Origin of the sequence: Acinetobacter sp. YH12108 (assembly GCF_013419055.1) — a bacterium.
Lineage (GTDB): Bacteria > Pseudomonadota > Gammaproteobacteria > Pseudomonadales > Moraxellaceae > Acinetobacter.
The window spans coordinates 1-12100 of record NZ_VPAW01000042.1; the positions used below are offsets into that span (position 1 = coordinate 1).

The 12100-nt window shown below is 42.2% G+C and carries 17 protein-coding genes and 1 pseudogene; 14 read left to right on the forward strand and 4 right to left on the reverse strand.

All coding sequences use genetic code 11. The features are described from left to right. A pseudogene (locus FTU46_RS16010) lies at positions 1-84 on the forward strand (IS5/IS1182 family transposase); the annotation flags it as partial. A gap of 48 nt (positions 85-132) precedes the next feature. Here FTU46_RS16010 and FTU46_RS16015 read toward each other — a convergent pair. Then, positions 133-942, reverse strand: coding sequence for a 1-acyl-sn-glycerol-3-phosphate acyltransferase (locus FTU46_RS16015; protein WP_180105323.1), 810 nt, complete (start codon positions 940-942; stop codon positions 133-135). A 189-nt stretch (positions 943-1131) separates the two neighbouring features. Between FTU46_RS16015 and FTU46_RS16820 the strand changes: the two genes are divergently transcribed. The 8 genes from FTU46_RS16820 to FTU46_RS16050 all read left to right on the forward strand — a co-directional run bounded on the left by FTU46_RS16820 (position 1132) and on the right by FTU46_RS16050 (position 5739). Next, positions 1132-1263: a hypothetical protein gene (locus FTU46_RS16820; RefSeq protein ID WP_004785224.1), complete on the forward strand. Its 132-nt coding sequence runs from the start codon at positions 1132-1134 to the stop codon at positions 1261-1263. A 76-nt stretch (positions 1264-1339) separates the two neighbouring features. Next, positions 1340-2680: a ribosome rescue GTPase HflX gene (hflX, locus tag FTU46_RS16020; protein WP_180053025.1), complete on the forward strand. Its 1341-nt coding sequence runs from the start codon at positions 1340-1342 to the stop codon at positions 2678-2680. Between the two features lie 34 nt (positions 2681-2714). After that, positions 2715-3086: a hypothetical protein gene (locus FTU46_RS16025; protein ID WP_034704120.1), complete on the forward strand. Its 372-nt coding sequence runs from the start codon at positions 2715-2717 to the stop codon at positions 3084-3086. 9 nt (positions 3087-3095) lie between these two features. Continuing rightward, positions 3096-3770, forward strand: a complete 675-nt coding sequence (locus FTU46_RS16030; protein WP_166139224.1) for an LrgB family protein — start codon at positions 3096-3098, stop codon at positions 3768-3770. A gap of 87 nt (positions 3771-3857) precedes the next feature. Beyond that, positions 3858-4304 (forward strand): DUF2147 domain-containing protein, encoded by a 447-nt coding sequence (locus FTU46_RS16035; RefSeq protein ID WP_159123659.1) that lies wholly within the window; start codon positions 3858-3860, stop codon positions 4302-4304. Positions 4305-4470: 166 nt separating this feature from the next. Next, on the forward strand, positions 4471-4641 hold the full coding sequence (locus FTU46_RS16040; RefSeq protein WP_159123658.1) for a hypothetical protein: 171 nt from the start codon (positions 4471-4473) through the stop codon (positions 4639-4641). Between the two features lie 60 nt (positions 4642-4701). Next, complete coding sequence (locus FTU46_RS16045) at positions 4702-5151, forward strand: DUF2147 domain-containing protein (protein WP_004785238.1); 450 nt, start codon at positions 4702-4704, stop codon at positions 5149-5151. A 141-nt stretch (positions 5152-5292) separates the two neighbouring features. Beyond that, positions 5293-5739, forward strand: a complete 447-nt coding sequence (locus tag FTU46_RS16050) for a DUF2147 domain-containing protein (protein WP_034590176.1) — start codon at positions 5293-5295, stop codon at positions 5737-5739. Positions 5740-5795: 56 nt separating this feature from the next. Here the strand turns inward: FTU46_RS16050 and FTU46_RS16055 are convergent, their stop codons facing one another. Genes FTU46_RS16055 through pdxA form a run of 3 tightly spaced genes read right to left on the reverse strand, consistent with a single transcriptional unit; the run spans position 5796 to position 8458 of the window. After that, positions 5796-6641, reverse strand: coding sequence for a symmetrical bis(5'-nucleosyl)-tetraphosphatase (locus FTU46_RS16055; RefSeq protein ID WP_166139231.1), 846 nt, complete (start codon positions 6639-6641; stop codon positions 5796-5798). A gap of 5 nt (positions 6642-6646) precedes the next feature. Beyond that, on the reverse strand, positions 6647-7459 hold the full coding sequence (gene rsmA, locus FTU46_RS16060) for a 16S rRNA (adenine(1518)-N(6)/adenine(1519)-N(6))-dimethyltransferase RsmA (RefSeq protein WP_159123656.1): 813 nt from the start codon (positions 7457-7459) through the stop codon (positions 6647-6649). Positions 7460-7489: 30 nt separating this feature from the next. Next, on the reverse strand, positions 7490-8458 hold the full coding sequence (pdxA, locus tag FTU46_RS16065) for a 4-hydroxythreonine-4-phosphate dehydrogenase PdxA (RefSeq protein WP_218951209.1): 969 nt from the start codon (positions 8456-8458) through the stop codon (positions 7490-7492). A gap of 536 nt (positions 8459-8994) precedes the next feature. On the opposite strand from pdxA, the gene rplM reads away from it, so the two are divergent. The 5 genes from rplM (at position 8995) to FTU46_RS16090 (ending at position 11912) form a co-directional block, all read left to right on the forward strand. Then, positions 8995-9423 (forward strand): 50S ribosomal protein L13, encoded by a 429-nt coding sequence (rplM, locus tag FTU46_RS16070; RefSeq protein WP_004785249.1) that lies wholly within the window; start codon positions 8995-8997, stop codon positions 9421-9423. A gap of 12 nt (positions 9424-9435) precedes the next feature. Further along, complete coding sequence (gene rpsI, locus FTU46_RS16075; RefSeq protein ID WP_004785251.1) at positions 9436-9822, forward strand: 30S ribosomal protein S9; 387 nt, start codon at positions 9436-9438, stop codon at positions 9820-9822. 334 nt (positions 9823-10156) lie between these two features. Beyond that, complete coding sequence (locus tag FTU46_RS16080; RefSeq protein WP_180105324.1) at positions 10157-10825, forward strand: glutathione S-transferase N-terminal domain-containing protein; 669 nt, start codon at positions 10157-10159, stop codon at positions 10823-10825. Beyond that, a complete protein-coding gene (locus FTU46_RS16085; protein ID WP_034704105.1) occupies positions 10818-11246 on the forward strand; it encodes a ClpXP protease specificity-enhancing factor in 429 nt (142 codons plus the stop codon). The genes FTU46_RS16080 and FTU46_RS16085 overlap by 8 nt, the downstream gene beginning before the upstream one ends. A gap of 18 nt (positions 11247-11264) precedes the next feature. Continuing rightward, complete coding sequence (locus FTU46_RS16090) at positions 11265-11912, forward strand: hypothetical protein (RefSeq protein ID WP_180003890.1); 648 nt, start codon at positions 11265-11267, stop codon at positions 11910-11912. Positions 11913-12100 lie beyond the last annotated feature (188 nt).

Here is a 12100-nt window from a genome sequence, read left to right on the forward strand (position 1 = left end):
ATAGCTACTCGATATGACAAGCTCAAAAGAAATTATCAAAGTTCTGTTGCCTTAGCCTGTATATTTTTATGGCTACCGTTATAGGGTTAATTATGAACAGTAAGTGTCAACAGACCCTAATAAAAAAGCCTCTTAATGAGGCTTTTTTAATACTTTGGCTTGCAACCTTTGCAAACCCTCCAGCATATTTTCATGTACTAATGCAGTCAGGCTTTCTACTGTATGCCCTTCAGTCGAAATTGCTGGTAAGGCCATCAGATGAGCTGTCACTTTAGGCATTTCCAGAACATTCTGTACATGTTTGGCAAAACTGATGTTCCCAATAAAAGGCGCCACCATATCCAGTTCACCCTGCTGATTCACATAACAGATCAGACAGATTTGTACCGAACGTTGCGCTTCAATCGCTGCACCCAGAATACGTCCATAAATTTTTTTAATTGAGCGTCCATCAGATGTGGTCGCCTCAGGAAAAAATAGAACTGGAATATTCTGTTTCAGGAAGCCGGTAATCTGTTCACGGATTCGGACCGAATCTCCTGAACCACGCTTGATAAATAAGGTGCCACCACCTTTAGCCAGCTTGCCTAGAATTGGCCAATTTTCAATTTCAGCTTTGGCCAGAAAAAACACTCGCGCGCCTGAACCCAAAACGGCGATATCCAGCCAGGACACATGATTGCTCACCCATAATGCCGGCTCACGTGGAATCACGCCATGGACCTGAACCTCAATATTAAATACCTTGCACAACTGGCGACAGAAATACTGCACATATCGGGTATTGTTCGGATTATTCGGATCTTTATACAAACCATGACGGTAAACCAGATAAAACCCCTGGCTGATGGCTGCTAATGCAGAAGTCGTTTTTCTTGTATAAAGAAAGAATTTTGCAAAACCTTGTATCTCAGGTGATTGATTTTGTACAGTCGAGTTCATAAAAAGGTCACTAAATCCTAAACAAGATACAGGGAATATCCACGAATTAAACTCATTTTATACTGTTCATGTCCAACTTGCATTGATAATAAAAAACGACCAAGTACATCTATATTTTCAATTTAAATTCATTGAATGAATTAAATAAAATAAATCAATCGAAATATTAGATTAAAAAGGATGCTCATCATGCAAGATGAAACAGTGAAATCAGCTGAGATGATTCGGCCCTTAAAAGTATTGAGCTATATCTTGGGTGGTACCCTGTTATATACGGCGCTGCTCGTAACACTTGCACAACTGTTTGTCACGGCACTCTAAAACAAAGCCCGCTATTTCAGTATCTGTAAAGTTCATTTTCAACTAAAATGAAGTTTTCAACTGGAGATTGGCCTGAGTGGAATATTTTGAGCAACATCAGGGAAAAGAACGCGTCATACTGGTCAGTGTGAGCGTACAAATGCTGGATGACCTTGATGCTGAAGAGTTTCATCTGTTAGCTCAATCTGCAAATGCCGAAATTCTGGAACATCTCTTTGTTCAACGCTTAAAACCGGATGCCAAATTTTTTGTGGGTTCAGGAAAAGCAGAAGAAATTGCTGAACGGGTCAAAGAATTGGATGCCAATCTGGTCATCTTCGATCATGCGCTGACACCTGCCCAGGCACGTAACCTGGAAAATGTGGTGCATTGCCGGGTGGTCGATCGTACCGAACTCATCCTCGATATCTTTGCGCAGCGTGCCCGTACCTATGAAGGGAAACTGCAAGTTGAACTAGCGCAGTTACAGCATCTGTCTTCACGACTGGTTCGTAGCCGTACCAATCTGGATAGCCAGAAAGGCGGGATCGGTCTGCGTGGTCCGGGTGAAACCCTGCTAGAAACAGATCGCCGTTTATTGCGTATCCGCATGGGACAGCTTAAAACCAAAATAGAAAAAGTCCGTCAAACCCGTATTCAGGGCCGTGTTGCTCGGCAAAAAGCGGCTGTTCCAACCGTGTCTTTAGTAGGTTATACCAATGCGGGAAAATCTACCTTATTCAATATTCTGGCCGATAGCGATGTTTATGCAGCAGACCAACTATTTGCGACTCTGGATCCAACTTTAAGACGCCTGCAATGGGACGGCGTCGGTAATCTGGTACTGGCAGATACGGTAGGCTTTGTGCGTAATCTTTCGCATTCACTGGTCGAATCTTTTAAAGCAACTCTGGAAGAAACCGTTGAAGCCACCCTGCTTTTGCATGTGATTGATTCCAGCAGTCCAGAAATGCTTGAACAAATTGAAGCCGTTGAAAAGGTGCTCAAGGAAATTGGTGCCGACGTCCCGGTGTTACGGGTTTATAATAAAATCGACTGTAGCGGTGAAGATGCCAAAATCATTTATCGCCAGCCCGGTCAGCCTGAACGGGTCTATGTTTCAGCACATAGTGGTGAAGGTCTGGATCTGTTACGCAAAGCCGTGCATGAAGCATTAATGGGTCAGATTCAGCACTTTGAACTGGTATTGAAACCTGCCTATGGCAAACTGCGCAATCAACTTTATGCGCTGAACGTGATTCAGTCTGAACATTATGATGATGAAGGTCAGTTACATATCGATGTACGGATTGCACCTCCGAAGCTGGAACAGTTGATCAAACAGGCTCATTTACCGATAGAAGAAATTCTGGGATCTCAAGCACTTCAATTCCAGCGTCCACTTGAAGAGTTTGAAATCCAGCGTAAGATCGAGTAAAACTTGATAAGTAAACTTTTAAATGACATCACCAATGAACTGGATAAAACATATTGACTGGCCAGCATGGATCAGCACTCTCCTCTTAATTATTGTATTTCGTGAAGCTTCAGTCTGGCTAATGACCCAGCTAGATCATCCTGAATTGGGCAACCTGGTCGGACTCATCAGCCTGCTAGTCACCTTATTTGCCTGGCGCTATTTTGGCAAAATTCCAGCGCGTCTGGTGGATACTAATAACAAGCTGATGAAAGAAAGTGCCTTCGCTTTTTTACCGATTAGTGCAGGCGCGCTAATTATGTTGATGCATATGGGACAAAAAATTCCGGCCTTTATGCTGGTGTTATGCCTGAGTACTCTGCTCCCTCTTTGGATCTACGCCAAAATGGCAAAACGCTGGTTATAGGAGTCGCACATGTTTTCTGTTCTTTATGGCTTTGCGATTACCTTAATTGCTTATCTGCTTGCCAAACCCTGCAATCGTGTTATTCCGCAAATTCCTGTGATTGTGTTTAGCATGTTCCTGGTGCTGGTGATTTTATTGGTGCTGGGTATTCCTTATGAGCATTATATGGATGAGGTCAATCCACTGTTTAACCATTTGCTTGGTTATGTCACAGTTGCACTGGCGATTCCGCTAGCCGCCATGCGTTATGATGACCTGCCACTGAAAGCTATTGTCGGAATTCTGGTTTTTGCCAGTATCAGTGCGGTCGCCTTACCGATGGGTCTCGCCTATTTACTACATATGTCTTCTGGCGACATCATGGCCTTTGCCACCCGTGCAGTCACGACACCAATTGCAATTAATATTGCGACCTTACTGGAGGCACCTGTTAGTCTGGCCATTCTGATCGTCATTTTGTCTGGCGTAATTGGTGCAGCATTTTCACCATTTATTTTACGACATATCAATGATGAGCGTGCTTCAGGTCTGGCTCTAGGTCTAGCAGCACATGCGATTGGTACAGCTCAAGCCTGGCAGCGTGGCAATGTTGCCGGACGTTATGCTACGTTTGGCATGGCAGTGAATGCCGTTTTTACTGCGATCTGGTTGCCAACTTTTATACTTTATCTGCAAAAAATGTGACTCATCAATCAATATTTAACGTTTGTTTCTGAATGAAACTATTCTTACTATAGGGAAATAAAGAATTTTTCACTCAGGAACAGACCTATGAAAAAGGTTCAATTATTATCCGTTTTAGCCCTGACCTTTTTCAGTCATCTGGCTTTCGCTTCCGATATTTCAGGTACCTGGAGAAGTATTGACGATAAAACAGGATCAGCTAAAGCAATTCTGGAAATTCGTGAAACTTCAAATGGTGTTTATACCGCCAAAATTACCAAGATTACGCCTCGTCCTGGCTACACACCGCGCGAAACCTGTGTTTCCTGCCCTGCACCTTATACCAATAAACCGATTCTTGGTCTGGATGTACTCACCGGCTTAAAGGATGCAGGTAACAATAATTTCTCTCAAGGTAAACTGATTGACCCTTTATCCGGCAATATTTACAACACCAAAGCTAAATTAAGTGCCAATGGCAAACGTCTAATCCTACGTGGTTATGTAGGTGTTTCAGCCTTGGGACGCAGCCAGACTTGGATTAAACAAGATTAATTCATGACTTAGTGCACAGAAGCTTGCATTTTCATGCATTAAGTTGTATCAATATTAGACAGATGCTTTTTTTATACAATATAAAACATGCATATAAATATTAGATTCATTTGCTTTAACAGGCTTAGCATCAAACGGATTTTGATGCGCAATATAAGGAGATAGAATGCAAGACATTACCATGTTAAAGATCTTACTGAATTTCTCTGCTTTTACTGAAAATTCAGTAACAAAGCAATTAACATCGACAGGTTTCTGTCATGGGGAATCAACAGGCTTAAAGCAGATTGACCGAGCGATCTGCAACGCTCATTACTCTAAAATCAACCAAAATTAAAAAACCACACGCTTGTGTTTGGGATAGTTTGTTTCATCTATGAAAAAAGGATAAATATAAATGAATAAATCTAAATTAGGATTAATGCTCATTGCTACATTCATGACTGGGACCATTTATGCACAAGACTTGACCGGGACATGGCAACAAATCGATGATAAGACTGGTTCACCCAAAGCACTGATTGAAATCCGTCAGGACAGCAATGGTACTTATGCCGGCAAAATTGTCAAAGTAACGCCTCGTCCAGGTTATACCCCACAAAAAACCTGTAATAAATGTCCTGCACCTTATACCAATCAGCCGATCTTGGGGATGGACGTACTGACAGGTTTAAAACAGGTCGGTGATAGCGTGAATTATGAAAAAGGTCGTGTGATTGATCCATTGGCAGGTAAAATTTACGATGCCAAGGTTCGTCTAAGCAGCAACGGCAAACGTTTAACCCTACGTGGTTATGTGGGTGTTTCTGCTTTAGGCCGTAGCCAGACCTGGATCCGTCAGGAATAAGTTCACACTTTTTCTCAAAGCTGCCAAACAGGCAGCTTTTTTTATAAATTTAATTCCATGATTTTTAATTATTTATTGACTATTTGTGCAATCTTCCTAACATGTGCGGGTAATAATGAAAAGTTCTTTGGAATGATGGATATGTTAAAGAAGATATTCCTTGCCACATTGACTACAGGATTCATGATGAACCTGTGGGCTCAAGATATTAGCGGAACCTGGCAACAAATTGATGATAAAACTGGAGCAGCAAAAGCCATCATTGTCATCGAAAAAGAAGCGAATAATACTTACTCAGGCAAGATTGTGAAAATCACGCCACGTCCAGGTTATACACCACGCGAAAAATGTAATAAATGTCCAGCCCCTTATACCGATCAACCGATTTTAGGCATGACTATTCTAAAAGGCCTGAAACACGTTGAAGGCACCAAAAATTATGAAAAAGGTCGTGTCATTGATCCATTGGCAGGTAAAATTTATGATGCCAAGGTTCGTCTAAACAATACCGGCAAGCGTTTAACGCTACGTGCCAGTGTGGGTGTTTCAGTTCTGGGCCGCAACCAGACCTGGATTCGCGCAGACTAATCATCAGCACAATAAAAAAGCCACGTTGAACGTGGCTTTTTTGAGCTTTAAATATTTTAAAATACCGGATTATCGACGGCAAACATTTGCTGGTCTTCCAGTCGATAAGCCATCAACTGATTACCCCAGACACAGCCACCATCGACATTCTGAATTCGCCCAGAAATGGTTTTACCCTGTAAAGCGGCCCAGTGTCCAAATACAATTTGATGGGTTGCTGCAGTTTTCGATTCAAATTCAAACCATGGCTTAAAACCTTCTGGCATCGGATCATCCAGTGAATCTTTAAAACTATATTCCAGACGCCCTTCTGCATCAGTTAAACGCATCCGGGTCAGGTAATTCACGATACAGCGTGTACGCTCATGACCTTCTAATTCATCTGACCAGAGTGTAGGCTCTTTCCCAAACATTTCCTTTAAGAAAGTATCCACCACCTCAAAATCATCATGGGCAATAATGGCTTCTACTTCTTTAGCCAATTCAGCCGTCTTGGCTGCATCCCAGATATTGGGAATACCGGCATGGGTCAGTACCGTCTGTTCATTCGGAAACAGACACATCGGCTGTTTACGGATCCAGTCAATTAACTCATCACTGTCGATCGCATCAATCACATCACGGACATTATCCTTGTCTTTAATCGGCTTAATACCGCGTGCATAAGCCAGCAAAGTCAGGTCATGATTACCCAGCACTGTTGCCGCCACGCCATTATCGACAAGCTTTTTAATGAAGCGTAATGCACCCAGCGAGTTTTCCCCTCTAGCCACCAGATCACCAGCAAACCAGATAAAGTCCTGATCAGGATCAAAACGGATTTCTTTCAGCAGTGCCTTCAAGGCTTCAAAACAGCCTTGTACATCACCAATCACATAATTGTATCGAACAGTGCGGGTCATTATTTTTAAGCTACCATTTGATCAGATAAAGCCACAAATTGGGCAAGTGTCAGTGTCTCTGGACGTGCCATTGGATCTACACCTGCCTTTTCAAAACCATCTTCAACCAGCATCCCTTTCAAGCTATTACGCAAAGTCTTACGGCGCTGGGTAAATACATGCGATACCAGACGAGCCAAAGCTTTTTCATTTTTTGCCACGATCGGTTTTACATCGTACGGCTCCAAACGGAACACGGCAGACGTCACTTTTGGTGGCGGATTGAAAGAGCCTGGCGGCACTTCAAACAGGAAAGTCGGTTTGCAGTAATACTGGATCATGACCGACAAACGACCATATTCTTTGGTATTTGGTGAAGCTGTAATACGATCGACCACTTCTTTTTGCAGCATGAAGTGCATGTCTTTGACTTTGTCACCAAATTCCAGGAGATGGAACAACAGCGGTGTCGAAATGTTATAAGGCAGGTTTCCGACTACACGTAGCGGACGACCTTCTTCAAACAAATTGGTGAAATCGTATTTCAGTGCGTCTGTTTCAATAATGGTTAAACGTTCAGGATGCGGCACACGACCCGGCAAACCAGCGGCCAAGTCACGGTCCAGCTCAAGTACGGTCAAGGCATCACATTCACCAATTAAAGGAGATGTCAAAGCAGCCAGACCCGGACCAATTTCAACAATATTTTCGCCTGCACGCGGATTTACGGAACGCACAATTTTGGCAATGACACGTTGGTCATGTAAGAAGTTTTGACCAAAACGCTTACGCGTGTGATGCCCTTCATCTTTTGGGTTTAAGGCATTAATCTGATACATAGACATTTCCAACGTGTAATAAAGACGAGATCATTGACGCGCTAAATCCAGCGCCAAATCCACAGCCACATGTAAGCTTGAGCTTTTCGCAAGGCCTGTACCTGCGAGGGAGAGTGCTGTGCCGTGATCGACAGAAGTTCGGATAAACGGTAAGCCCAAAGTAATATTGATGGCTTCACCAAAGCCCTGAGATTTTAACACAGGTAAACCCTGATCGTGATACATCGCCAGAACAGCATCGGCATCTGTCAGGTTTTCAGGAGTAAATAAAGTATCTGCAGGCAGGCTCAAACTCATATTGATACCCTGAGCGCGATAGCTTTCAAGCACAGGATTGATCACTTCAATCTCTTCCACCCCCAGATAACCGCCCTCACCTGCGTGTGGATTTAAACCACAGACCAGAATATGCGGATGTTCAATTTTGAATTTGGATTTCAGGTCATGAATCAGGATATCAATCACCTGATGCAGGCGTTCCGGAGTAATGGCATCTGCGACTGCACGAAGTGGAAGATGTGTGGTTGCAAGGGCTACACGTAAAGTTTTAGTCGCTAGCATCATTACCACACGAGGCACACCTGCAAATTCCTGGTAATACTCGGTATGACCACTGAAATGAATTCCCGCATCATTAATGACTGATTTCTGTACAGGTGCTGTGGCAACTCCGACACTTTTACCTGACATGGCATATTCGGCTGAACGGCGTAGCTGCTCCAGTACATAAGCGGCATTATGGCTATTTAGCTGACCTAGTACTACTGGTTCTTTTAAAGGCACGTGCTCAACATAAAGCTGGCCTTTTTCTGAAGAAGTCGTTTGCCCTGTATATTCAATCAGTTCAACCAGAAGTTTTAACTGCTGCGCCCGTTGACGGAGCATTTCCAGATCGGCAAGTACCACCAATGGACGTTCATCAATACGATCCGCCAAACTCAGGCAGATATCTGGACCAATTCCGGCAGGTTCACCACTGGTAATATATAAAGGCAGCATGACTTTCTTCTGTATTATCAATTGTCCTTATTTTAGTACAAATTTCACAGGGAAAGTTCTAGATAAAGGTTTAGATGATGTTTATTCAAATAATACTGTACCTTTCTCATTATATTAAAGAGAGATAAAACCGGACTGACATCAATGAACCCTATAAAGAGTTTCAGGCAATCATCTCAACACTCGACATGTTTAGCTTTTGGCATTTTCAAGGAGGATTGTCTCGAGTTTAGAAAGTAAACCTAAGCAGAATCGAAGACGGGCCATTTGTTCAAGAAATACATATTAAAAAACAGGTGAATCCATTCATACAAAGATGTGCCCCCTAGTCTTAGATCCGTTTTATTATTTAATGATTAATCATATGGGCTTATAGGCTAAAAATCCTACTGGTCATTCATTGAAAGACGTTGTAAAATACAGCGCTTGAAATTTTATATTTTCATTGTGGTTCTCCCGGCTTTCGGGTAGAATTCGGTCTCCTTTTGTTTGGACAGCTTCCATAGTCCAAACCAACTATAATAGGTAGTGGTTTAATGAAAACTCTCAGCGCTAAGCCAGCTGAAGTTCAACACGACTGGTACGTTGTTGATGCTTCTGGCAAAACTTTAGGTCGTCTCGCGACTGAAATCGCTCGTCGTTTACGCGGTAAGCATAAAACTTCTTATACTCCTCACGTTGACACTGGTGATTACATCGTTGTTATCAATGCTGAGCAAGTCCAAGTGACTGGTAACAAATCACTTGACAAGAAATACTATCGCCATACTGGTTTCCCTGGTGGTATTCGTGAAACTAATTTTGAAAAATTAGTTGCTCACAAACCAGAAGAAATTTTCCAACGCGCTGTAAAAGGCATGTTGCCAAAAGGTCCTCTTGGTTATGCAATGATCAAAAAAATGAAAGTGTACGCTGGTACTGAGCATCCACATACTGCTCAACAGCCACAAGTTTTGGACATCTAAGGGATACAGCACATGGCTACTAACTATGGTACAGGTCGCCGTAAGACCGCAACTGCACGTGTTTTCCTATCTGCTGGTACTGGTAAACTCGTAATCAACAACCGTTCTTTAGAACAATACTTCGGTCGTGAGACTGCTCGTATGGTTGTTCGTCAACCTCTAGAACTTCTTGAAGCGACTGAGAAATATGACCTTTACATCACTGTTGCTGGTGGTGGTATCGGTGGTCAAGCAGGCGCTATCCGTCACGGTATTACTCGTGCACTGATCGCTTCTGACGAAACTCTTAAACCTGCTCTTCGTCAAGCTGGTTTCGTTACTCGTGATGCTCGTGAAGTTGAACGTAAGAAACTTGGTTTACGTAAAGCTCGTAAACGTCCTCAATTCTCTAAACGTTAATTCGTTTACCGAATCGGACAAAAAACCCTGGTGTATACCAGGGTTTTTTTATGGTTTGAAAATGACCACTTAATATTATTTTTATTGTCATTGTTCATGCACATCCTTACCCCATACTCCTTCATGACACCAGAAGGACTTGGTCAGATAATAATTCGCAACACCGATGATAATAAACAGAATGATTAAGCCAAAATTCATGATCATGTTGTTCTGCTCCTTTCATTTTTTTCTCTACTCTACCCTGCCTTAGTCCAATTGGCTTTTTATGCTTCGTGCTTTTTAGGTTGATTTTTAGTATCCTAGTCTATTCATTAGAACTTAATCAGGATTTATGTCAGTCGAAAGCGCGCCACTTCAAGGACTCACCTTATATAGCCATGCCGATGACTTTCGTTCCCATTGGATTCGCTACGTACTTGCCGAAAAGCAGATTAAATATAACCTGATTCTGGTCGATAGTGATGATGAAGATCTGGCCAGCCTCAATCCTTATAACCAGCTGCCCATGCTGATTGAAAATGATTTAAAATTATTTAACACCAGCATCATTTCCGAATATATAGACGATCGTTACCGCCAGAACAAGCTCTATGCAGATGCCCCCATGCCTCGTGCGGAACAGCGGCAATATATCTGGCGTTTTGAAAATGACTGGCTCAAACTGGCCGATATCATGCTATGTCATCCGGATACTCTGGATACTGCAGCCAAAGTGAAGGCTCAAAAACAGTTGCATGATATCCTGATTTCATTAACGCCCCTGTTCCAGCATTTTCCTTATTTTATGTCGGAACAATTCAGCATTTTAGATTGTATGCTGGCTCCCATTTTCATTCGACTTAAAAGCATGGGAGTAGAATTACCTCGACAACAATGTCGTCCATTTTATTTATATTGCCAGCGAGTTTTTAGCCGTCCTGCATTTGCAAAATCCATGACCTTGCAGGAAAAAAACCGCTACCAAGAGCAAATCAAACCTGTAGAGAAACATCATGTCTGAACAAGAATTCAACTTAAGTCCTACCCGTCCCTATATGGCACGTGCAATCTATGAGTGGATTTGCGATAACAATATGACGCCTTATCTGCTGGTCGATGCTACACGTCCAAACACCATGGTACCCGAGCAGTTTATTAAAGATGGCCAGATTGTCCTGAATATTGTGCCGCATGCAGTTCATGCGCTGAATATGGATAATGAAGCCATCACCTTCTCAGCACGTTTTGGTGGTGTATCACGTGATATCTATGTACCGATGGCAGCAGTCCTCGGGATCTATGCACGTGAAAATGGTCAAGGATTATTCTTTGATCCAAATGAATATGAGCATACACAAAGTGATGAAGATGCTTTAAAATCAAGCACTGAAGAACAGCCTGAACCCGCAAAGAAAAAACCAACCCTAAGGTTATTAGATTAAAAATAATGGAGTAAGTGAATGGCTTTTGATTTAGTACAATATTTTGTTGAACAGATAGAAACTCAAAAGCCTGAGCTTCTACAAGGCTATACAAAAGAAGAAAGACGTAAATATATTTCAGAAATCAATGCTCTCACTTTAGGCAAACTGATTAGCGAATGGCGTAACAATCCGCAAAAAATATATAATGAAATCAAGCATCCAGATAAACTTTATATTCTGGAAATCGCCCGTCACCTGACTACCCGAGTGGAAAACAAGTCAACTTTACCGAAACCCGAGCTGGAGCAGCTCACGTCTGAAATTTTCCATTTTCAGCTGACTGAATTGAAGCAGTTACATGATACTGGCAATCATAATCAGACCAGTATCCAAGAGCTGTTGAAAGGACAAATTGAACATTTGTCTGGGCAGGCAGATGATTGGGTTTGGACAACAAATAACCTAACAGAACTCAAAGGCTCTAAACCAATTCATGAAGAAGAGCTATCATTAGAAGCATCAATGAAGGAGTTTAGCCAAATGGTTCATCAAAATAGCCAGCATCATGATGTTGAAGAAGTTGCTGTTGTAGAAACACCAACTTGGGCAAAAATCGTTGAGCCAGTGGTTGCGCTTGCGATTCTTTGGGTATTGATTGAAGCAGTATTACGCGTATTTGCATAACTACTTCAACCTCAAAAATTTAGTTTTACTAAAAGCCAATGAGATATTGGCTTTTTTATATCTTAGATTAGCATTTGAAGTGCAACACCATGTTGTTGCCATAATACCTGACTCGGACTTTTAAAGCCGAGTCTTTTTCTTGGACGATGATTCAAGCGTTGAGTAATTTCTGCAATATATGCATCCGT

Bases quoted from the DNA above. Each gene is read 5' to 3' on its own strand.
- FTU46_RS16015 (WP_180105323.1), bottom strand. From the start codon at position 942: ATGAACTCGACTGTACAAAATCAATCACCTGAGATACAAGGTTTTGCA.
- FTU46_RS16820 (WP_004785224.1), top strand. From the start codon at position 1,132: ATGCAAGATGAAACAGTGAAATCAGCTGAGATGATTCGGCCCTTAAAA.
- FTU46_RS16025 (WP_034704120.1), top strand. From the start codon at position 2,715: ATGAACTGGATAAAACATATTGACTGGCCAGCATGGATCAGCACTCTC.
- FTU46_RS16030 (WP_166139224.1), top strand. From the start codon at position 3,096: ATGTTTTCTGTTCTTTATGGCTTTGCGATTACCTTAATTGCTTATCTG.
- FTU46_RS16035 (WP_159123659.1), top strand. From the start codon at position 3,858: ATGAAAAAGGTTCAATTATTATCCGTTTTAGCCCTGACCTTTTTCAGT.
- FTU46_RS16040 (WP_159123658.1), top strand. From the start codon at position 4,471: ATGCAAGACATTACCATGTTAAAGATCTTACTGAATTTCTCTGCTTTT.
- FTU46_RS16045 (WP_004785238.1), top strand. From the start codon at position 4,702: ATGAATAAATCTAAATTAGGATTAATGCTCATTGCTACATTCATGACT.
- FTU46_RS16050 (WP_034590176.1), top strand. From the start codon at position 5,293: ATGTTAAAGAAGATATTCCTTGCCACATTGACTACAGGATTCATGATG.
- FTU46_RS16055 (WP_166139231.1), bottom strand. From the start codon at position 6,641: ATGACCCGCACTGTTCGATACAATTATGTGATTGGTGATGTACAAGGC.
- rsmA (WP_159123656.1), bottom strand. From the start codon at position 7,459: ATGTATCAGATTAATGCCTTAAACCCAAAAGATGAAGGGCATCACACG.
- pdxA (WP_218951209.1), bottom strand. From the start codon at position 8,458: ATGCTGCCTTTATATATTACCAGTGGTGAACCTGCCGGAATTGGTCCA.
- rplM (WP_004785249.1), top strand. From the start codon at position 8,995: ATGAAAACTCTCAGCGCTAAGCCAGCTGAAGTTCAACACGACTGGTAC.
- rpsI (WP_004785251.1), top strand. From the start codon at position 9,436: ATGGCTACTAACTATGGTACAGGTCGCCGTAAGACCGCAACTGCACGT.
- FTU46_RS16080 (WP_180105324.1), top strand. From the start codon at position 10,157: ATGTCAGTCGAAAGCGCGCCACTTCAAGGACTCACCTTATATAGCCAT.
- FTU46_RS16085 (WP_034704105.1), top strand. From the start codon at position 10,818: ATGTCTGAACAAGAATTCAACTTAAGTCCTACCCGTCCCTATATGGCA.
- FTU46_RS16090 (WP_180003890.1), top strand. From the start codon at position 11,265: ATGGCTTTTGATTTAGTACAATATTTTGTTGAACAGATAGAAACTCAA.